This is a genomic window from Streptomyces sp. NPDC086023 (assembly GCF_044540325.1).
Classification (GTDB): Bacteria; Actinomycetota; Actinomycetes; order Streptomycetales; family Streptomycetaceae; genus Streptomyces.
Window position 1 is genome coordinate 295,294 of sequence record NZ_JBITRX010000007.1, and the last position, 19,581, is coordinate 314,874.

The 19,581-nt window shown below is 75.1% G+C and carries 17 protein-coding genes; 14 read left to right on the forward strand and 3 right to left on the reverse strand.

Features of this window, described 5'->3' with window-relative positions; translation table 11 throughout:
* Window positions 1–8: 8 nt before the first annotated feature.
* Window positions 9–983 carry an NADPH:quinone reductase gene (locus tag ACIF6F_RS16975; RefSeq protein WP_399947167.1) on the reverse strand — a complete coding sequence of 325 codons (975 nt, stop codon included), beginning with the start codon at window positions 981–983 and terminating at the stop codon, window positions 9–11.
* A 103-nt stretch (window positions 984–1,086) separates the two neighbouring features.
* Here ACIF6F_RS16975 and ACIF6F_RS16980 point away from each other — a divergent pair, with 103 nt between their 5' ends.
* The 10 genes from ACIF6F_RS16980 to ACIF6F_RS17025 all read left to right on the forward strand — a co-directional run bounded on the left by ACIF6F_RS16980 (window position 1,087) and on the right by ACIF6F_RS17025 (window position 15,900).
* Window positions 1,087–1,527, forward strand: a complete 441-nt coding sequence (locus tag ACIF6F_RS16980) for a GNAT family N-acetyltransferase (RefSeq protein ID WP_399947169.1) — start codon at window positions 1,087–1,089, stop codon at window positions 1,525–1,527.
* Between the two features lie 283 nt (window positions 1,528–1,810).
* Window positions 1,811–2,353 carry an SRPBCC family protein gene (locus tag ACIF6F_RS16985; RefSeq protein ID WP_399947171.1) on the forward strand — a complete coding sequence of 181 codons (543 nt, stop codon included), beginning with the start codon at window positions 1,811–1,813 and terminating at the stop codon, window positions 2,351–2,353.
* 156 nt (window positions 2,354–2,509) lie between these two features.
* Window positions 2,510–4,087 (forward strand): class I adenylate-forming enzyme family protein, encoded by a 1,578-nt coding sequence (locus ACIF6F_RS16990; RefSeq protein WP_399947173.1) that lies wholly within the window; start codon window positions 2,510–2,512, stop codon window positions 4,085–4,087.
* An 18-nt stretch (window positions 4,088–4,105) separates the two neighbouring features.
* On the forward strand, window positions 4,106–5,371 hold the full coding sequence (locus tag ACIF6F_RS16995; protein WP_399947175.1) for an FAD-dependent monooxygenase: 1,266 nt from the start codon (window positions 4,106–4,108) through the stop codon (window positions 5,369–5,371).
* Complete coding sequence (locus ACIF6F_RS17000; protein WP_399947177.1) at window positions 5,368–7,362, forward strand: FAD/NAD(P)-binding protein; 1,995 nt, start codon at window positions 5,368–5,370, stop codon at window positions 7,360–7,362. Before ACIF6F_RS16995 ends, ACIF6F_RS17000 begins: the two co-directional genes overlap by 4 nt.
* A gap of 188 nt (window positions 7,363–7,550) precedes the next feature.
* The gene (pcaB, locus tag ACIF6F_RS17005; protein WP_399947274.1) at window positions 7,551–9,011 is read left to right on the forward strand and encodes a 3-carboxy-cis,cis-muconate cycloisomerase; all 1,461 of its coding nucleotides are present in this window, start codon (window positions 7,551–7,553) and stop codon (window positions 9,009–9,011) included.
* A 32-nt stretch (window positions 9,012–9,043) separates the two neighbouring features.
* Window positions 9,044–10,462, forward strand: a complete 1,419-nt coding sequence (locus tag ACIF6F_RS17010) for an MFS transporter (RefSeq protein WP_399947178.1) — start codon at window positions 9,044–9,046, stop codon at window positions 10,460–10,462.
* Window positions 10,463–10,535: 73 nt separating this feature from the next.
* Window positions 10,536–12,926, forward strand: a complete 2,391-nt coding sequence (locus ACIF6F_RS17015; protein ID WP_399947180.1) for a molybdopterin-dependent oxidoreductase — start codon at window positions 10,536–10,538, stop codon at window positions 12,924–12,926.
* Window positions 12,923–14,722: an FAD-dependent oxidoreductase gene (locus ACIF6F_RS17020; RefSeq protein WP_399947182.1), complete on the forward strand. Its 1,800-nt coding sequence runs from the start codon at window positions 12,923–12,925 to the stop codon at window positions 14,720–14,722. The genes ACIF6F_RS17015 and ACIF6F_RS17020 overlap by 4 nt, the downstream gene beginning before the upstream one ends.
* Window positions 14,719–15,900 carry an NAD(P)/FAD-dependent oxidoreductase gene (locus ACIF6F_RS17025; RefSeq protein WP_399947184.1) on the forward strand — a complete coding sequence of 394 codons (1,182 nt, stop codon included), beginning with the start codon at window positions 14,719–14,721 and terminating at the stop codon, window positions 15,898–15,900. The genes ACIF6F_RS17020 and ACIF6F_RS17025 overlap by 4 nt, the downstream gene beginning before the upstream one ends.
* A gap of 65 nt (window positions 15,901–15,965) precedes the next feature.
* On the opposite strand, the gene ACIF6F_RS17030 is transcribed toward ACIF6F_RS17025, so the two are convergent.
* Both ACIF6F_RS17030 and ACIF6F_RS17035 read right to left on the reverse strand, forming a co-directional pair.
* Window positions 15,966–16,433 (reverse strand): NUDIX hydrolase, encoded by a 468-nt coding sequence (locus tag ACIF6F_RS17030; protein ID WP_399947185.1) that lies wholly within the window; start codon window positions 16,431–16,433, stop codon window positions 15,966–15,968.
* The gene (locus tag ACIF6F_RS17035) at window positions 16,420–17,004 is read right to left on the reverse strand and encodes a hypothetical protein (RefSeq protein ID WP_399947187.1); all 585 of its coding nucleotides are present in this window, start codon (window positions 17,002–17,004) and stop codon (window positions 16,420–16,422) included. The genes ACIF6F_RS17030 and ACIF6F_RS17035 overlap by 14 nt, the downstream gene beginning before the upstream one ends.
* A gap of 195 nt (window positions 17,005–17,199) precedes the next feature.
* Here ACIF6F_RS17035 and ACIF6F_RS17040 point away from each other — a divergent pair, with 195 nt between their 5' ends.
* The 4 genes from ACIF6F_RS17040 to ACIF6F_RS17055 all read left to right on the forward strand — a co-directional run bounded on the left by ACIF6F_RS17040 (window position 17,200) and on the right by ACIF6F_RS17055 (window position 19,480).
* Window positions 17,200–17,388: a hypothetical protein gene (locus tag ACIF6F_RS17040; RefSeq protein WP_399947189.1), complete on the forward strand. Its 189-nt coding sequence runs from the start codon at window positions 17,200–17,202 to the stop codon at window positions 17,386–17,388.
* Window positions 17,385–17,810 (forward strand): ATP-binding protein, encoded by a 426-nt coding sequence (locus ACIF6F_RS17045; protein WP_399947191.1) that lies wholly within the window; start codon window positions 17,385–17,387, stop codon window positions 17,808–17,810. The genes ACIF6F_RS17040 and ACIF6F_RS17045 overlap by 4 nt, the downstream gene beginning before the upstream one ends.
* The gene (locus tag ACIF6F_RS17050) at window positions 17,807–18,052 is read left to right on the forward strand and encodes a hypothetical protein (RefSeq protein WP_399947193.1); all 246 of its coding nucleotides are present in this window, start codon (window positions 17,807–17,809) and stop codon (window positions 18,050–18,052) included. The genes ACIF6F_RS17045 and ACIF6F_RS17050 overlap by 4 nt, the downstream gene beginning before the upstream one ends.
* Window positions 18,053–18,256: 204 nt before the next feature.
* Window positions 18,257–19,480 carry an MFS transporter gene (locus ACIF6F_RS17055; protein WP_399947195.1) on the forward strand — a complete coding sequence of 408 codons (1,224 nt, stop codon included), beginning with the start codon at window positions 18,257–18,259 and terminating at the stop codon, window positions 19,478–19,480.
* Window positions 19,481–19,581 lie beyond the last annotated feature (101 nt).

Sequence of the window (19,581 nt, forward strand, 5' to 3'; positions counted from 1 at the left end):
TCGGGTGGTCAGGCGTCCAGGGAGGGCAGCAGCAGGGCGCGGCGGCCGTGCAGCCCGCCCTGCTCGATGCGCCGGTGCACGTCGGCGGCGGCGCTGAGCGGCAGCCGCTCGACGGAGCGGGGGCGCAGGGTGCCGGCGGCGAGCAGCCGGTTGATGGCCGCGGCGGCCTCGGCGAGTTCGGCGGCGGTGGCGCCGGAGATGACGAAGCCGCGGACCGAGCCGTCCTTCATGTACAGGGCTCCGGCGGGCAGTACGGGCTCGGTGCGGGCGCCCGCGAGCAGCACGATGCGGCCGCGGGGGGCGAGGAGTGCGACGGCGGCGGCCAGGTCGTTGCGGCCGGAGGTGTCGAGGTGCAGGTCGATGCGCCCTGCGTGGGCCTCGGCGGCCGCGGGGTCGCGGTAGTCGAGCACCTCGTGGGCGCCGAGCGAGCGCACGTACTCGGCGTCCTCGGCGCGGGCGGTGGCGATGACGCGGGCGCCGGCCTCGACGGCCATGACGGTCATGGCGGAGCCGACGTTGCCGGCGGCACCGGCGACCAGGACGGTCTCGCCGGCGCGCAGGTCGCCGTGGGTGAAGAGGCCGAGGTAGGCGGTCGCGGCCGGGTGGACCACGGCGACGGCCTCGTGGGGGTCGGCGCCCTCGGGCAGCCGGTAGAGCCGGTCGCCGGGGACCACGGCCAGTTCGGCGGCCGGTCCCTGACGGCCCGCGTGGCCGAGGCTGTTGCTCCACACCCGGTCGCCGGGACGGAAGCCGGCGGCGCCCGGGCCGGCCTCGACGACGGTGCCGACGAGGTCGCGGCTGATCACGAACGGGAAGCCCAGCGGGGTGCGGTAGAGGCCGGAGCGGACGAAGGTGTCCACCGGGTTCACCGTGGTGGCCGTGACGCGCACCAGGACGTCGGTCGGCCCGGGAAGCGGGTCGGGGAGTTCGCCGTACCGGATGGCGTCCGGGGTCCCGAGGTCTTCGATGAAGGCAGCACGCATACCACGGGAGTCTGGCGGGGCCCCGACGGCCCGGCACCCTGGGGCCGGCCAGTCTGTCAACTCTCGCTGACGCCGGCGGGCTTCCTTCCGTACGGTGTGCCGGGTGGAACTGGAATTCACTGACGCAGAACCGGGATCCGCCCTGCTCGACGGGCCGGTCCGGACCCTCTACCGGAACCTCCGTCCGGCCCTGACGGACGACTCCTTCACCGACTTCGCCCGGGAGGCCGCGGGGCAGGGCCTGGTGTTCACCGTGGGCCTGAGCGGCGGCGAGGCCGTGGGGGTGGCCGGCCACCGCGTGCTGGCCACCAGCCGGGGCCGGGTGCTGTTCGTCGACGACCTGGTCACCGGTCCGGCGCTGCGCGGGGGCGGTTTCGGCGCGGCGCTCTTCGGTGAGCTGGAGCGCCGGGCGCGGGCGGCCGGCTGCGTGCGCATCGAGCTGGACTCGGGGGTGGTCAACCGCGGGGCGCACCGCTTCTACCACCGGCAGCGGATGTCCGTGGCCGCCTTCCACTTCGCGTACGAGCTGCCCGCGGCGGGCTGACCCACCCACCCCGTACGACCTCCCCGCGGCGGGCTGGACCGCGGGCCGCGTACGACTTCCCGCGGCGGGCTGGACCGCGGGCCGCGTACGACTTCCCGCGGCGGGCTGGACCGCGGGCCCGACCCGAGCCGCCGGAATTCCGGAATCGTTCGGTCCCCGATATCCCGGCACCGCCCCACCTGACGCATTCCGGTACCGTCAACCCCGCATCCGAACAGGGGACTTGACGGACCTCCCGGGCATCCTTTGACCCTCCGCCGCGACGCTCAGCAAGCTCTCGGCCATGGCTCAGACGACACACACCGAAACCCCGCTCTTCGAACTCAGCGCCTCGCTCCACGTCGACGCGGCCCCGGAAGAGGTCTACGCCGTCGTCAGCGATCTCGGCCGCAGTGGCGAATGGAGCCCGGAATGCGTCGGCGGCGCATGGATCAGCGGTGAGCCCCGTACCGTCGGCTCGGTCTTCCGCGGCGAGAACCTGCGCGCCGACGACGTGGTCGGCTGGGCGCCCGTCGTGCGCGGCACCTGGTTCACCGAGTCCGAGGTCGTGGCCGCCGAGCCCGGCCGGACCTTCGACTGGGCCATGCGCGACAGCGCCGGCCGCAGGCAGGAGAGCGTCTGGGGCTTCGCCATCGCCCCCGAGGGCACCGGCTCCCGCCTCACCCACCACTTCCGGATGGGCTCCGCCACCGAGGGCATCAAGGGCATCACGGCGGAGATGAGCGCCGAGCGCAGGCAGCAGTTCTTCACCGAGTGGGGGGCGAAGGTCGAGGGCGACCTCGGTGCCACGCTCGCCCGCATCAAGGACGTCGTCGAGGAGAACTGACCGGCTCCGGGAATTCCCCTGCCCGCCGGGAGCGGGAAAGGGAATTCCCGGAGGGCGGAAGCCTGCCGGAATTCCGGCGCCCCTCCCCACCATCCCACGCAGTGGAGTCGCGGTTTCCCCGACCGGATTCCCGTACCCAAAGACGAGATTGGCCATATGCTTCTGCAGCGCATAGGAAATCGTGGAATCCGCCTGGGAACCCTCTTCGAGCGAGCTGCTTCCCGGCACCCCTCGAACGTCCTGATCCTCGACCACGACCTCGACACCGCCCCGCAGCTCGGCCGCCGCGCCACCATCGCCGAGGCCGCCGACGCCGTGGACGACCTCGCCTCCCGGCTGTGGGCCGTCGGCGTCCGCCCCGGCACACGCGTCGTCGTCTACAAGACCGACGGCTTCGACATCACCCTCATGGCCTGCGCCGCCGCCCGCGTCGGCGCGGTCCCGGTGCTGCTCTCCCCGCAGCTCGACGGCGCCACCGCCGCCGAGCTGGTCCGCCGTACCGAGCAGCCCTTCCTGGTCACCGACCGGACCAAGCTGGACACGGAGCTGCCCGAGGAGGTCTTCGCGCTGGCCGAGCGCGTGCTCCTCACCTCCGGCGACCACGAGCAGGCCACCGCCCTCGCCTCGCTGGCCGGCGTACGGCGCATCCCGCCGGTCACCATGCCGCCGGACCACCCGACCCTCATCACCCACACCTCCGGCACCACCGGCACCCCGAAGCTCGCGGTCCACACCGGCCGCAGCCTCCAGGCCCGCTACCTGCCGCAGGCGACCGCCGTCCGCCCGGTGCTGCCCGGCCGCGAGACGATCGCGCTGCACGTCTCCTTCGTCCACTCGCGGCTCTTCACCGCCCTGGCGATCTCGCTCCTGCGCGGCTTCCCGATCGTCGTGCTGCGCGACTCCGAGCCCGCGCACGTCGCCGACCTCTTCGCCCGCCTCAAGCCCGGCGTGCTGGAGGCCCACCCCAACTCCTTCATGGAGTGGGAGGAGCTGGCGGACGACCCGCGCGGCCCGCTGTCCAACGTGAAGCTCTTCAGCTCCACCTTCGACGCGATCCACCCGCGCACCGTGCGCACCCTGCTCGCCGCCACCCGCCGCCGCGGCGCGCTCTTCGGCCAGCTGTACGGCCAGAGCGAGGTCGGCCCGGCCGTGGTGCGCGCCTTCTCCCGCCGCCGCGGCGAGGACGAGGACGGCCGCTGCGTGGGCGTCCCCTTCCCCGGCATGACGGACGTCCGCGTGGTCAGCCGCGACGGCAACCCGCCCTCCGCGGACAACCCCGGCTACATCGAGGTCCGCAGCGACGGCCGGATCGTCACCTACCTCGGCGAGCAGCAGCGCTACGACAAGCAGCTCTCCGAGGGCGGCTGGTGGCGCATGGGCGACGTCGGCTACCGCACCAGGTGGGGCTGCGTGCACCTGCTGGACCGCGAGGTCGACCTCATCGAGGACTTCGGCTCCACGCTCGCCGCCGAGGACACCCTCTTCGGCCGGCTCGACGAGCTGACCGAGGTCATCATCATCCCCGGCCCCGACGGCCGTGCCACCCCCATCGTCTGCACCAGGAACGACGAGCCGCTGGACGCCGTCCGCTGGCAGTCGGCCGCGTCCCTGCTCAACCCGATGGCCGAGCCGGTGCACATGCGCCTGGACGAGCTGCCGCAGACCGCCACCACCAAGATCAAGCGCCTGGAGCTGGCCCGGCTGCTCGCCGACCGCCTCCCCGTGGGCGCCTGACCGCTGCCCGGAGACCACATGTCAAGGATCATCATCGTGGGCGGCGGCATCGGCGGACTCGCCGCCGCCCTCAGCGTGAGCGCGCAGGGCCACCGGGTCCTCGTCCTCGAACGCGCCCCGGAGTTCGCCGAGATCGGCGCGGGCATCCAGCTCGCACCCAACGGCCTGCACGCCCTCGACCGGCTCGGCGTCGGCGAGGAGACCCGCGCCATCACCGTCCGCATGGACGAACTCCGGTTCATGGACGGCGTCTCCGGGCGCCACGTCACCAGCCTGCCGCTCACCGAGGAGTACCGGGAGCGGTTCGGCAACCCGTACGCCGTCGTCCACCGCGCCGAACTCCACCGCATCCTCCTGGAGCGCTGCCTGGCCGACGAGCGCGTCGAGCTGCGCGGCGACTGCGAGGTCACCGGCTACGGCCAGACCCCGCACGACGCCACCGTCCTCCTGAAGGACGGCGGGCAGCTCACCGCCGACGCCGTCATCGGCGCCGACGGGATCAACTCCGCGATCCGCGCCCAGCTCGTCGGCGACGGCGCCCCCCGGATCTCCGGGATCACCGTCTACCGGGCCGTCATCCCGATGGACGAGGTGCCGGCGGAGCTCCGCGAACTGGCGCACACGGACCGTGCCGTCGCCTGGTGGGCGGGTCCCCACTGCCACCTCGTGCACTACCCGATCGCCGGCGGCCGCCACCTCAACCTGGCCGCCAGCAAGGACGACGGGGGCACCGAGGCGTTCGCCGGCCGCCCGGTCGACGAGGCCACCGTGCTCGGGGAGTTCGCGGGCCTCGGCGACACCGCCCGCCGGCTCCTCGCACTCGGCCGCGACTGGAGGACCTGGATGCTCGTCGACCGCGACCCGGCCGACACCTGGACCGACGGCCGCGTCGCCCTCCTCGGCGACGCCGCCCACCCGATGCTCCACTACGCCGCCCAGGGCGCCTGCCAGGCCCTGGAGGACGCCGTCGTGCTCGGCGAACTGCTCGACTGCCCGGCCGGTTCCTTCGCCGCCCGCTTCGAGGAGTACACCGCCCTGCGCCGCGAGCGCACCGCCCGCATCCAGCTCGCTGCCCGCTGGTCCACCGCCCTCTGGCATCCCTCCGGCCAGGCTGCGGCGTCACGCAACACGCTGCTGGAGTCCCTCACCCCGGCCGAGCTGACCGACCACGTCACCTGGATGCACGGCGTACGCGACCCGCTGCGCGACTCCCTCACGGGGACGGCGCCCACCCGCGCCGCCCTCACCCGTCCCGCCACCAGCCCGATCGGAGCCACCGCATGACCGCGTCCACCGAGAACCATGCCGAACTGTGCGTCGTGGGCGCCGGCCCGCGCGGCCTCTCCGTCATCGAGCGGCTCCTCGCCCGCGAGCGGCACACCCCCCGCCACGCCTCCGTGACGCTGCACGTCGTCGACCCGGCCGCGCCCGGCGCCGGCGCCGTGTGGCGCACCGAGCAGTCCCGGCACCTGCTGATGAACACCGTCAGCTCGCAGATCACCGTCTACACCGACGCCAGCTCCAGGATCGACGGCCCGATCGAGCCCGGCCCCAGCCTCTACGAGTGGGCCCGCTCCCTCGCCCTGCTCGGCACCGACGGCGAGCACTCCGAGGAGACCCTCGCCGAGGCCCGCTCCCTCGGCCCCAACACCTACCCCTCGCGCGCCTTCTACGGCGAGTACCTGCGCGACAGCTTCCGGCGCCTGGTCGCCGGCGCCCCCGCGCACGTCACCGTCGAGGTCCACCGCGCCCGCGCCGTCGCGATCGCCGACACCCAGGGCATCCCCGGCGGCCCCCAGGGCGTCCGCCTGGACAACGGCACCCGCCTCGACAATCTCGACGGCATCGTGCTCGCCCTCGGCCACGTCCCGGCCCGCCTCTCGGTCCGCGAGGAGCGCACCGCGAGCCTCTCGCGCATCCACCACCTGACCTACGTCACCCCCGGCAACCCGGCCGACGTGGACCTCAGCACCATCGAGCCCGGACAGCCGGTCCTGCTGCGCGGCCTCGGCCTCAACTTCTTCGACCACATGGCGCTGTTCACCGCCGGCCGCGGCGGCACGTACGAGCGGCGCGCGGACGGCACGCTGGGCTACCTTCCCTCCGGACGCGAGCCGAAGCTGTACGCCTTCTCGCGGCGCGGCGTCCCGTACCACGCCCGCGGCGAGAACGAGAAGGGCACCGACGGCCGCTACTTCCCCCGCCTGCTCACCGCCGAGTTCATCTCCGGGCTGCGCGAGCGCGCCGAGGGCGGCGTCCCGGTCAACTTCTCCGCCGACCTGTGGCCGGTGATCTCCCGCGAGGTCGAGTCCGTCTACTACGCGACCCTGCTCGCCGCCCGCGGCCTCGGCGACGAGGACCGCGAGCGGTTCACCCGCCGGTACCTCGCCTTCCCGCACGGCGTCGACGCCGGCGGCCTGCTCACCGAGTACGGCATCGGCGAGGCGGACCGGTGGGACTGGGAGCGGCTCTCCCGCCCCTACGGCGACCGGAAGTTCACCAGCCGCGCCGAGTTCCACGCCTGGCTGGTCGAGCACCTCGCCGCGGACGTCGAGGCCGCCAAGGAGGGCAACGTCAGCGGGCCCCTCAAGGCCGCCCTCGACGTCATGCGCGACCTGCGGAACGAGATCCGCCTCGCCGTCGACCACGGCGGCCTGGAGGGCAACTCCCACCGCGACGACCTGGAGGGCTGGTACACGCCGCTCAACGCCTTCCTCTCGATCGGCCCGCCGGCCTCCCGCATCGAGGAGATGATCGCGCTGATCGAGGCCGGGGTGCTCACCGTCACCGGCCCGGGCACCGTCGTCCGCATCGACACCGCCGCCAAGCAGTACGTCGCCGAGTCCACGGAGGTCCCCGGCGAGGCGATCCGCTCCACCGCCCTCATCGAGGCGCGCCTGCCGGAACCGGACATCCGCCGCACCGCCGACCCGCTGCTCCAGCACCTGCTCAACACCGACCAGGCGGCCCCGTACCGGATCGCGGGCACGCACGGCACCTCGTACGAGACCGGTGGCCTCGCCGTCACCGAGCGGCCGTACCACCTGATCGACGGGCGCGGCCAGGCCCACCCGCGGCGCTTCGCGTACGGCGTCCCGACCGAGGCCGTGCACTGGGTCACCGCCGCCGGCATCCGCCCGGGCGTGGACTCCGTGACCCTCGGCGACTCCGACGCCATCGCCGGCGCCGCCCTGGCGTTGCCGCCGGCCACGCAGGTGCCCGCCGGGGTGCGGCCGGTCGTCTCCGACGCGGCGCTGACCGGGGTGATCGTGTGACCGGCCCGCTTGCCGGAGGGCCGCCGCGGGGCGGACTCCCGGCGGGCGGGGAACCCCTTGCCGGGGGTTCCCCGCGGGCCGGGGGGCCCTCTGCGGAGGGCTTCGCACCGGCCGGGGCGCCCCTTGCCGGGGGTTCCCCGTCGGACGGGGGGCGGTCGGGCGGCGGGCGGGTTCCCGTCGACGCCGGTCTGCTGTCCCCCGTCCGGGCCGGGACGCCGGTCGAGGCCGCCACCGACGACCGGGCGTGGTTCGCCGCCATGCTCGGCGCCGAGGCGGCCCTCGCCCGGGCCCAGGCCCGCCTCGGCACCCTGCCGCCCACGGCCGCCGAGGTGATCACCGCCGCCGCCGACCCCGACCTGTACGACGTACGGGCCCTGGCGCTGGCCGCCCGCGAGACCGCCAACCCCGTGGTCGGCCTGGTCGCCGCGCTCACCGCCGAGGTCGCCCGCCGCGACCCGGCGGCCGCCGACTTCGTCCACCGCGGCTCCACCAGCCAGGACGTCTTCGACACCGGCGCCATGCTGGTGGCCCGGCGGGCCCTGCGGCTGGTCCGCGCCGACCTGCGCCGGACCGCCGCCGCCCTCGCGGAGCTGGCCCGCGACCACCGCGACACCCCCGTCGCCGGCCGCACCCTCGCCATGCAGGCCGTCCCGACCACCTTCGGCCTCAAGGCCGCCGGCTGGCGGGAGCTGGTCCTCGACGCCGAGCACCGGCTGTCCGCGGTACTGGAGACCGGACTGCCGGTCTCCCTCGGCGGCGCCGCCGGCACCCTCGCCGGCTACCTGGAGTACGCCGAACTCGACTTCGGCCCCGGCTTCGACCGCGAGCGGTACCTCGACGACCTGGTGGACGCCTTCGCCGACGAGACCGGCCTCGCCCGGCCCGTACTGCCCTGGCACACCCTGCGCACCCCGCTCGCCGACCTCGGTGCGGCCCTCGCCTTCACCGCCGGCGCCCTCGGCAAGATCGCCGTGGACGTGCAGGGCCTGGCCAGGACCGAGACCGGCGAGGTCAGCGAGCCCGGCCCGGCCGGCCGGGGCGGTTCCTCCGCCATGCCGCACAAGCGCAACCCCGTACTCGCCACCCTGCTGCGCAGCGCCGCGATCCAGGTGCCGCCGCTGGCCGCCGGGCTCACGCAGTGCCTGCTGGCGGAGGACGAGCGGTCCGGCGGGGCCTGGCACGCCGAGTGGCTGCTGCTGCGCGAGTGCCTGCGGCTCGCCGGCGGGGCCGCGCACACCGCGGTCGAACTGGCCGAGGGGCTGGCCGTGGACGAGGAGCGGATGCGGGCCAACCTCGCCCTCACCCGCGGCCAGATCGTCTCCGAACGGCTGGCCGCCCGGCTCACCCCGGAGCTCGGCAAGGCCGCCGCCAAACGGCTGCTCACCGCCGCCTCCGCCCACCCGGGCCCGCTCGCCGAGGCCCCCGAGCTGGCCGGCCGGCTCACCCCGGCCGAACGGGCCGAACTGTGCGACCCGGCCCGGTACACGGGCGCCGCCGGCCTCCTGGTCGACCGCGCGCTGAACCGCAGGGAGCACGGCGGAGAGCACGGCAGCCCGCTCGGCGGCGAGCACGGCGGCGAGCACGGCAGTCCGCACGGCAGCGAGCACGGCAGCCCGCTCGGCGGCGAGCACCGCAGAGAACACGGATAGGGCAGGACCCCGGAGACTTCGGAAGGGACCCGATGAACGTGCACAACGGCCGCCACCGCGGACGGTGGATCACCGAGTGGGACCCGGAGGACCCGGTCTTCTGGGAGCGCACCGGCCGCCGCGTCGCCCGCCGCAACCTCTGGCTCTCCGTGCTCTCCGAGCACATCGGCTTCTCCGTGTGGAGCATGTGGTCCGTCCTCGTGCTCTTCATGTCCCCGGAGATCGGCTTCGACTTCACCAAGTCGGAGAAGTTCCTCCTCGTCATCACCCCCACCCTGGTCGGCGCGGTGCTGCGGCTGCCGTACAGCAGCGCCGTCGCCCGGTTCGGCGGCCGCAACTGGACGGTGTTCGCCTCCGGCGTGCTGCTCGTGCCGGCCGGCCTCGCCGCGTACTTCGTCCAGCGCCCCGGCACCCCGCTGTGGGTGTTCCTGCTCGTCGGCGCCCTCGCGGGCGTCGGCGGCGGCAACTTCGCCTCCTCGATGACCAACATCACCGCCTTCTACCCGCTGCGCCACCAGGGCTGGGCCCTCGGCCTCAACGCGGGCGGCGGCAACCTCGGCGTGGCCGTCGTCCAGCTGCTCGGCCTGCTGGTCATCGCGACCGCCGGCGACACCCACCCCTCGTACGTCGCCGCCGTCTACCTCCCGCTGATCGCCCTCGCGGCCGTGCTGGCCGCGCTCAGGATGGACAACCTGGCGAGCGTACGGACCGAGAAGGGCGCCCTCCGCGAGGCGGCCGCCCACCCCCACACCTGGTGGATCTCCGCCCTCTACATCGGCACCTTCGGCTCCTTCATCGGCTACGGCTTCGCCTTCGGCCTGGTGTTGCAGAGCCAGTTCGGCTCCACCGCGCTGGAGGCCGCCTCGGCCACCTTCCTCGGCCCGCTGCTCGGCTCGCTCTCCCGGCCCGTCGGCGGCCGGCTCGCCGACCGGTTCGGCGGCGCCCGCGTGACGTTCTGGAACTTCCTCGCCATGGCCGCGGGCACCGCGGTGCTGCTCGCCGCGTCGGCGCGCGGCTCCTTCGGGCTGTTCATCGGTGCCTTCACCGTGCTGTTCGTACTGAGCGGGCTGGGCAACGGCTCGACGTACAAGATGATCCCCGCCGTGCACGCGGCCGAGGCCGAGCGCGCCGTGGCCGCCGGGCACGACGCCGCCGCCGCCTTCACGCGCTCCCGTCGCCTGTCCGGCGCCGTCATCGGCATCGCCGGAGCCGTCGGCGCCCTCGGCGGCGTGGGCATCAACTTCGCCTTCCGCACCGCGTACGGCACCTGGGGCTCCGGCACCGCCGCCTTCGCCGTGTTCCTCGCGTACTACGGCCTGTGCATGCTGCTGGTGCGCGCGGTGTACCTGCGGCGCGGTCCGGGACACGGCGAGGACCCGGCCACGTCGTCCGCGGCCACGTCGTCCGCGGCCGGGCCGGCCGCCCGGGTGCGGAGCGGCGCAGGTGTCTGAGGTGCGTACGGCCGGGGGGTCGGAGGTGCGTACGGCCCGGGGTGCTGGAGTGCCCACGGCCGGGGGCCTCGGGGTGCCCACGGCCCGTGTCGACACGCACTGCCCGTACTGCGCCCTCCAGTGCGGGACGGTGCTGGAGTGGGACGGGGGCGGCGGGGGCGGCGGGGGCGGCGGGGGCGGCGGGGACGAACACGGCGTCACCGTCCGGCCCCGCGAGGACTTCCCCGTCAACCGGGGCGGCCTGTGCCAGAAGGGCTGGACCGCGCCCGAGGTGCTGGGCGTCGCCGACCGGCTGCGCACGCCCCTGGTCCACGGCCGCCCCGCCACCTGGGACGAGGCGCTCGACACCGTCGCCGACGGCCTGCGCCGGATCCAGGACCGGTACGGGAGGGACGCCGCGGCCGTCTTCGGCGGCGGCTCCCTCACCAACGAAAAGGCCTACCAGCTGGGGAAGTTCGCCCGAGTCGCCCTCGGCACCAGCCAGATCGACTACAACGGCCGCTTCTGCATGTCCTCCGCCGCGGCCGCCGCCAACGCGGCCTTCGGCGCCGACCGCGGCCTGCCGTTCCCCGTCACCGACCTCGGCACCGCCGACGTCGTCCTGATCGCGGGCGGCAACCCGGCCGAGACCATGCCGCCGCTGATGCGGCACCTGGAGCACCCAGACCTGATCGTCATCGACCCGCGGCGCACCCGCACCGCAGGTCAGGCCGCACTCCACCTCCAGCCCGCGCCCGGCACCGACCTGGCGCTCGCCCTCGGGCTGCTGCACGTCGCCGTGGCCGAGGGGCTGGCCGACCGGGCGTACGTCGAGCGGCGCACCACCGGCTTCGAGGCCGCCTGGCAGCGCGCCGCGGCCTGGTGGCCCGAACGCACCGAGCGCGTCACGGGCGTGCCCGCGGCCCAGCTCCGCGAGGCCGTCCGGATGCTGGCCGGGGCGGAGCGCGCGTACGTGCTGACCGGGCGCGGCGCGGAGCAGCACAGCAAGGGCTCCGACACGGTCGCCGCCTTCGTCAACCTGGCCCTCGTACTGGGGCTGCCCGGCCGCGAGGGCGGCGGCCACGGCTGCCTCACCGGCCAGGGCAACGGCCAGGGGGGCCGCGAACTCGGCCAGAAGGCCGACCAGTTGCCCGGATACCGGATGATCACCGACCCGGCCGCCCGTGAGCACGTGGCGCGGGTGTGGGGCGTGCCGGCGGACTCGTTGCCGGGCCCCGGGCGCAGCGCGTACGAGCTGCTCGACGCGCTCGGCACCGAGGGAGGACCGCGGGGACTGCTGGTGTTCGGCTCCAACCCGGTCGTGTCCGCGCCCCACGCGGGCCGGATCCGGGACCGGCTGGCGGCCCTGGACCTGCTGGTGGTGGCCGACTTCGTGCCCTCGGAGACGGCCCGGATGGCGCACGTCGTGCTGCCGGTTGCGCAGTGGGCCGAGGAGGAGGGCACGATGACCAGCCTGGAGGGCAGGGTACTGCGCAGGCGGCGGCTGCTCTCCCCGCCGCCGGGCGTGCGGACCGACCTGGAGGTGCTGGCGGGCCTGGCCTCACGCCTAGGGGCGACCGGCTTCCCGTCCTGCCCGCGGGAGGTCTTCGCGGAGCTGCGCGAGGCCACGCGCGGGGGCATCGCGGACTACTCCGGGGTGACCTGGGAGCGGCTGGACGCGGGCGAGGTGCTGCACTGGCCCTGCCCCGAGGGCGGCGACGGCACGCCCCGGCTCTTCCTGGACGCCTTCGCCCACCCCGACGGCCGGGCCCGTTTCGCGGCGGTGGACCACCGGGACAGCGCGGAAATGCCGTCGGCGGAATACCCGTTGTACGGGACCACGGGCCGCGTCCTGGCCCAGTACCAGTCCGGTGCGCAGACCCGCCGGGTGCCGGAACTGGTCGCCGCCGCGGGCGAGCCGTACCTGGAGGTCCACCCCGACACCGCCGAACGCGCCGGTCTGGGCGACGGGTCCCTCGCGCGGGTGTCCTCGCCGCGTGGCTGCGCGGTGGCGCGGGTCCGCTACGACGGCGCCCTGCGCACCGACACGGTCTTCCTGCCCTTCCACTGGCCGGGCGAAGCGAGCGCGAACCTCTTCACGAACCCGGCCCTGGACCCGCGCAGCCGGATGCCGGAGTTCAAGGTGTGCGCGGTACGGATCGCTCCGGCGGGGGAGGCGGGCGGCTCGGGGGCGGCTCCGAACTCCGCTGCCGACGGCGCCGCTTCAGGCTCGCCCGCCAACTCAACGCCCACTGACACCTGTTCGCGCCTGGCGCTGAACTCGACTGCCGACTCCCCACGTTCAAGCAGGATCACGAACTCGGGCTCTCTCGACCCTCGTTCGGCATTCACCGCCAACTCGGGCCACTACAGCGGCAGTTCGGCGTCAAACCCGAACTCGCCTGCGTCCAGGGCGGGTTCGACTTCGACGGCGCCCCGGGGGCGGACGGAGTCGGGGGCCACCGGAAAGGCGGGTGCGCCATGACCGCGCCCGGAGTGGTGGTCGTCGGGAACGGTACGGCCGGGCGGGCGGTGGCCGAGCGGCTGGTGGCCCGCGGGGCCGCCGTGACCGTGCTGGGCGAGGAGGCCGCGTACCACCGGCCGCTGCTGGTCGGCGTGCTGTCCGGCGCCCTGCCGGCGGCGGCGCTTGAACTGCCGCCGGTGCCGGGCACGCGGGCCGGGGTACGGGTGACCGGCCTCGACCTCGCACGCCGAGTCGTGCGGTGCGCCGACGGTACGGAGGTGCCGTACGCGCAGCTGGTGCTGGCCACGGGCACGGTGCCCCGGCTGCCGGAGCTGCCGGGCATCGACGGGCCGGGCGTCGTGGTGCCCCGTACCGCGGCGGCCTGCGCGGCACTGCCGGAGGGCGCGGCGGTGGTGCTGGGCGGGGGCCCGCTGGCGGTCGAGGCCGCCTTCGCCCTGCGGCGGGCGGGCCGCGAGGTCGCGCTGGTCCATCGGGGCCCCTGGCCGCTGGACCGCCACCTGGGCGCCCGCGCGGGAGCCGCACTGGCCGGACGGCTGACCGCAGCCGGCGTCTCCCTGCACCTGGACGCCGAGGCGGCCGAGTTCACGCCGGGCAAGGTGCTGCTGGCCGACGGCACGATGCTGCCCGCCGACGTGCTGCTGCCGTGCACCGGAGCGTCCCCCGACACCGCCCTCGCCGGCGCCGCCGGCCTCCCCACGGCCACCGGCGTCCTGGTGGACCCCTCCCTCCGCACTCCCGACCCGCACGTCTGGTCCCTGGGCACCTGCGCCGAGCCCGTCGCTCCGCGGGAGTTCACGGCGCTACGGCGCGCGTACGAGGCCGCCGGCACCACCCGGGCACGCGCGGCCGGCCCCGCGGCCACGTCGGCAGCACCGGCCCCCGCGGCCGGGCCCGCGGCCACGCCGACGGCGGCCGGACCCGCAGCAGCGCGGCGGGAAGCCGTACGGGCGCACCGAACCACCGCGTCGCCCGCACCCGGACCCGCGGACCCGGCCACCCCGCAGCCGGCACCTGCCGCGGCGACGGCCGCCCCCGGCACCCCGGCGCGCACGCCCGCACCGGGCACGAGCCCCACCGCCCCCCTGCCGACCGACACGGCCCCCGGCTTCGACGCCGTCCTCCGGCAGGCGGACGCACTCGCGTCGGCCCTGACCGCGGCCCTCCACGCCGGGGGCGGGCCGAGCCACGCCCCCGCCGGCACCACCGCCGATCACGCCCCCGGCACCACTCCGGGCGACCGCGCCACCGGCGCCGACCCTGCCGACCGCGCCGCCGATCCCACCAGGACCAGCACCACCACGTCCGGCACCACCAGCACCACCCACCCCGCTCCCCCACGGGAACACCGGCACGCCGCCACCCCCGGCCTGCTCCGCCTCCGGGCACCCGAGGCCGACGTACTCCGCCTCGGGACGCTCGACGGCGCCCACGAGACCGTCACCTTCAGCGACCCGGCACGGCACCGCCACGCCGAAGTGGCGCTGCGGGAGGGGCGGGTGGCCGGGGCGGTCACCGTGGGCCTCCCGCACGGCGCGGCCGCCCTCACCCGCCTCCACGAATCCGGCGCCCCCGCGCCCCGGGACCTGCTGGCCCTGCTCCTCGGCGCACCCGCGGTGCTCCCCCGTACCACCGACCCGCTCGACGACGTGATCTGCCACTGCAACAACGTCACCGGCCGGCACCTCGCCGCCGCCCACGCGGCCGGCACCCGCACCCGCGCCGGCACCGGCTGCGGCGGCTGCGCCGAGGACGTCCGCGCGTTCTGTTCCACCCTCACCAGCAACGGAGCGAAATGACCCGGCACCTGGTCGTCGTCGGCTACGGAATGACCGGCCACCACCTGGTGGCCGAGACCCGCGCCCGGGACGGCGCGGGCGAGTGGCGGATCACCGTGCTCGGGGAGGAGGACCGCCCCGCGTACGACCGGATCGCCCTCACCACCTGCGCCACCGGCCGCGACCCGGACGAACTCGCCCTCCCCGCCCCGGAACCCGGCGCGGCGACCCTCCGCCTCGCCACCACCGCCACCCATCTCGACCCGGCGGCCCGCACGGTCACCACCGCCACGGGTGAGGCGATCCGGTACGACGCGCTGGTCCTGGCCACCGGCTCACGGCCCTTCGTACCGCCCGTACCCGGGCACGACGCGCCGACCTGCCACGTGTTCCGCACGGTCGACGACGTACGCGCCATCCGCGCCGCCGCCCGCCCGGGCCGGCCCGCCGTCGTGGTCGGCGGCGGGCTTCTCGGCCTGGAGGCGGCCGCGGCCCTGCGCGACCTCGGCATGCGCGTGCACGTCGTCGAACGCGCGCCGTGGCTGATGGCCCTCCAGGTGGACGAGGGCGGCGGAGCAGCGCTCGCCCGCCAGATCACCGCTCTCGGCGTCGAGGTGCGCTGCGGGGCCTCGCTGCTCTCCGTGGACCCGGCCGGCGTCGACCTCGACTCCGGCCGCATCCCCGCCGACCTGGTCGTCTTCGCGGCCGGGGTCCGCCCCCGCGACGAGCTCGCAGCGGCCGCAGGGCTGGCCCGCGCCGAACGCGGCGGCATCCTCACCGACCTCCACTGCCGCACCTCCGCCCCCGGCATCTGGGCCGTCGGCGAGTGCGCGGCCGTGGAGGGCCGCTGCTACGGCATGGTCGCCCCCGGGCAGCGCATGGCCGAGGCCGTCGCCGCCCAGCTCACCGGCGACCCGGAAGCCGCCTTCCCGGGCGGCGACCTCTCCGCCCGCCTGAAGGTCCTCGGCGTCGAGGTGGCCGGCTTCGGCGACGTCCACGCGCGCGAGCCGGGCGCGGTGGAGTTCAGCCGCCACTGCCACACCACCGGCAGCTACGCCAAGCTCACCCTCGACCCGGAGTCCGAAACCCTCCTGGGCGCCGTCCTCTCCGGCGACACCCGCCCGTACGCCCGCCTCCGCGCCCTCCACAACACCCCCCTCCCGGCCTCAGCCGACCGCCTCCTCCTGCCGTCCACCTGAGAGAGCCGGACGGCAACGCCCCGGCCGGACCTCCGGACACCCGGGCGGAAGCACGAGCGGCCCGGCTACCGGACCACCGGCCCGAGCCCCGCCCGCCAGTCGTCGACCCGCTTACGGATACCCGCCACCATCGGCAGCCGGTCCACGTCCACCGGCGCGAACCACGCCACCTCGTGGGACTCGTCCGAGACCCGGATCTCCCCGCCCGTCGGCCGGGCCAGGAGGCAGACGGAGAACTCCTGCCGGACCTCGCCGTCGTCGTAGGCGAACACGTGCCGCGGATTGGTGTAGGTGCCGACGATCCCGGTGATCTCCACCGTCAGCCCGGTCTCCTCCCAGGTCTCCCGGACCGCGCACTCACCGATGGACTCGCCGATCTCCATCCTGCCGCCGGGCAGGGCCCACATCCCGTTGTCCGTGCGCCGCTGCAGAAGGATCCGGCTCTCTCCGTCGACGACCACCACCGAGGCCGCGGGCACCAGACTGTTCGCCTCGGGGGCGTCCGGATCGTCCTCGTAGTCACGCCGTGCCATCGGCCCGCACCTCCTGGATGTCCCGCCCGCGACTCCACAACTCCTGGACGTGCGCGGCGAAGCGGTCGAACATTCCGTCCGGCTGGCAGCGCCGCAGGTGCATCATCGGTGAGTCGTGCCCGACCCTGCGGGCGAGGATCGGCGTCACGATCATCTCGTCGTCGAACCGGAAGACGGACAGGTTCACGTGTCCCGTCTCGAACCGGCCTTCGATGGGGGCCACGTCCCGCAGCTTCTCCAACTCGGCGAGCGTCACACTGATTCGCGTCGACAGGGTGAGTGGCACGCCCTCTTCGACTTCCCGGTCCGCCGTCACCTGACTACTAGGGTCACCGACCAGGAAGCGCACCCGGCACCCGGCGCGCGCCTTCTGGCGCAGCGCGCTCCCCAGATTCGCCTGCTCCAGCCAAAGGAAGTAGTTCGTGTATCCGGCGAAGACCATGTCGCGCTGCGTCTTGGTGATCAGGCCTCGCCACAGCGCCGCCGGCGCGGCGGAGCGGTAGGGGAAGACCTGGACGATCTCTCGGTCCGGTCCCGTCGCAAGCAGAGAGCGGACTGCCTTGGGCCACAAGGTCTTCTCCTCCTCGCCTAACGCCTCACAGGCCGCCCAGCGGTGCCGGGCATGGGGGATGCGGTTCGGTTCGGTGATCCAGCGGGCGACCGTCTTCGCGTCGACCCCACAGACCTCCGCGAGCTGCCGCTCGAAGACCCCCGCGACCGTGCAACCGATCCGGGGGCGTGGCCAACGCTTTCAAGGAGCGTCAACGTGCTGCACCTTATCGCTCTCCTTCTGACGCCGATGCTGCGTCTGTTCCTTCCGCCGACAGGTCGGCCCCGAGCCGGCATGCTCGGGGCCGCGCGGCTGCGACGCGCACGGCGCAGGGCACTGGTTCTCGCGACCTACGGCATCGACCTCGGCCCGCGCTTCATCCACGGGCGGGAGGCGGTCCGATGAACGACGTCGTCCGGCGGTGGGCCCGCGAGCCGCGGTCCGCGACCCGCGCCCGCGCCGAGCTGCGCAAAGCGCTGGCCGGCTGGGGGCTGACCGGCCTGGAGTACGACGCGATGGTGGTGCTGTCCGAGCTCGTCACCAATGCCGTCCGGCATGCCACGGGACCGGGTGACCGGCAGATCGAAACACGGTTCTCGGTCGTGCCGCGCGGGGTCCGGATCGAGGTGCACGATGCGTGCGCCACCCGCCCCGAGATGCCGGTGCCGGACGATGCGCGGGACGGGGGCAGGGGACTGTTCGTGGTCTCGTCCCTGGCGGACCGGTGGGCCGTGGGTGAGCGCGACGGGGTCGGCAAGCGCGTGTGGGCCGAGTTGTGGACTCCCGCGACGGGCGGGGTGGCGGACGCTGCGGGAGTCTGGCGGTGAGCGCGCCGCGAGTCGTGGCGCCGACCCGTGTCGACAGCCCCGCGGATCGCATGCTGGTCGCAGACCGCCGGGGCAGCGGGCCGATCACCGAGGTCGAGTGCACGACGTGCATGGAGGGGTCGGGGCCGGTCGGCGGCGAGCTGGTCGTGACGGCCTGGTGTACGGCCCACGCCCGGCACGCCGGCCACACCGGATTCCGCCGCATCGTGACCGACTTCCTCCGCGTGGTGGCCGCCGGCTGAGCTGAGCCGGAGCGACGGGCGCCGCCCGTCGCTCCGGGGGTGCGTGTACCCCTACGGCCCCACCCGGGACATGACGGACCCCTACGTGATGGACCCCGGGCCGCACCTGACGGAGTGCGGGGTTCGCGATGGCCGGGGAAACGTGGCCGGAACAGGATGCATGCGACTCACCACGCACGCTCCCCCGACGGAGGAAGTCGAACCATGTCCGGTACCGCCCCAGCAGAACAAGACCAGACAGGCCAGGCCCCGTTCGGGGCCACGGTCGCGGTGATGGCCGTCGTCGGGCTCGTGCTCGGCAGCCAGGCGTACGTGACGATCCCGCTCATGCCGCAGATCGCGGAGGCCTGGGGCGTCTCGCAGTCCTCGGCCGCCTGGGCCACGTCCGCCTTCGCCATCGCCTACGCGTGCGGCTCGCTGCTCAGCGGCCCGCTCGCCGACCGCTTCGGCCGCCGCAGCGCCATCTGGTCCACCCTCGCGGTGATGGCCGTGGCCACCGTGGCCGTGCCGCTCGCCGGCGGCCAGGGCACCGGGCTCGCGCTGCGGGCCGTGCAGGGCGTCGCGGCCGGCGTGTTCGCGCCCGTCGTGTTCGCGTACTTCGGCGAGCGGCTGCCCGCCCAGCGCCTCGCGCTCGCGCTGACCACCGTCTCCGCCGCGCTCGGCGGCGCACTGGTCTTCGGCCAGCTCGCGGCCCAGTTCCTGGAGGCCCAGCTCGGCTGGAGCGCCGTCTTCTGGGTCACCGCCGTGGTGCTCGGGCTCGGCGCCGTGGCCGCCCGCAAGGTGATGCTCCCGGACGCCCCGCGCACCACCCGCGGCGGCTTCGCCTTCGGCAACGTGCTGAGCAGCCCGCGCCTCGTCCCGCTGTTCGTCACCGCCCTGGCGGTGCTCGGCGGCGTGACCGCCATCTACACCGGCGTCCAGCTGTACGGCCCGGACGCGCTCGGCGACCCCGACGCGATGTTCGCGCTGCGCGCCAGCGCCCTGCCCTCCCTGCTGGTGGCCGTGCTCGCCGCCCCGAAGCTGGCCCACATCAAGCCCACCACCCGCGCCTGCGGCGCCCTCGCGCTGGCCGCGCTGGGCATGGTCGGGGCGGCGCTGTCCGGCGAGAGCGTGCTGGTGCTCGGGGTCGCGCTCTTCGTCACGATGGTGGGCGCCTCCACCGCCGGTCCCGCGCTGGTGCAGGCCGTCGGCGGCGCCGCGGGCGCCGACCGCGCCACCGCCATCGCGGTCTACAGCTTCCTGCTCAACCTCGGGGCCGGCCTCGGCGCCCAGGTCCCGCAGTCCACGGACGTCTTCACCCACCTCGCCCTCTGGATCGCGCTGGCCTTCGTCGCCGCCATCGTGCTGGTCACGCTCGCCGCCAGGGCGTCCGCCCGCACGGCCGCCGCCGAGCAGAAGGCGACCCCCGTCCTCAGCCAGGCCCGCTGATCCCCACCGGCCGGCTGACCCCCACCCGCCCAGTGATCCCCACCGGCCGCCGTCCCACCGGCCCCGGCCGATCCCCACGGCCCGCCGCCCCCCACAGGTCC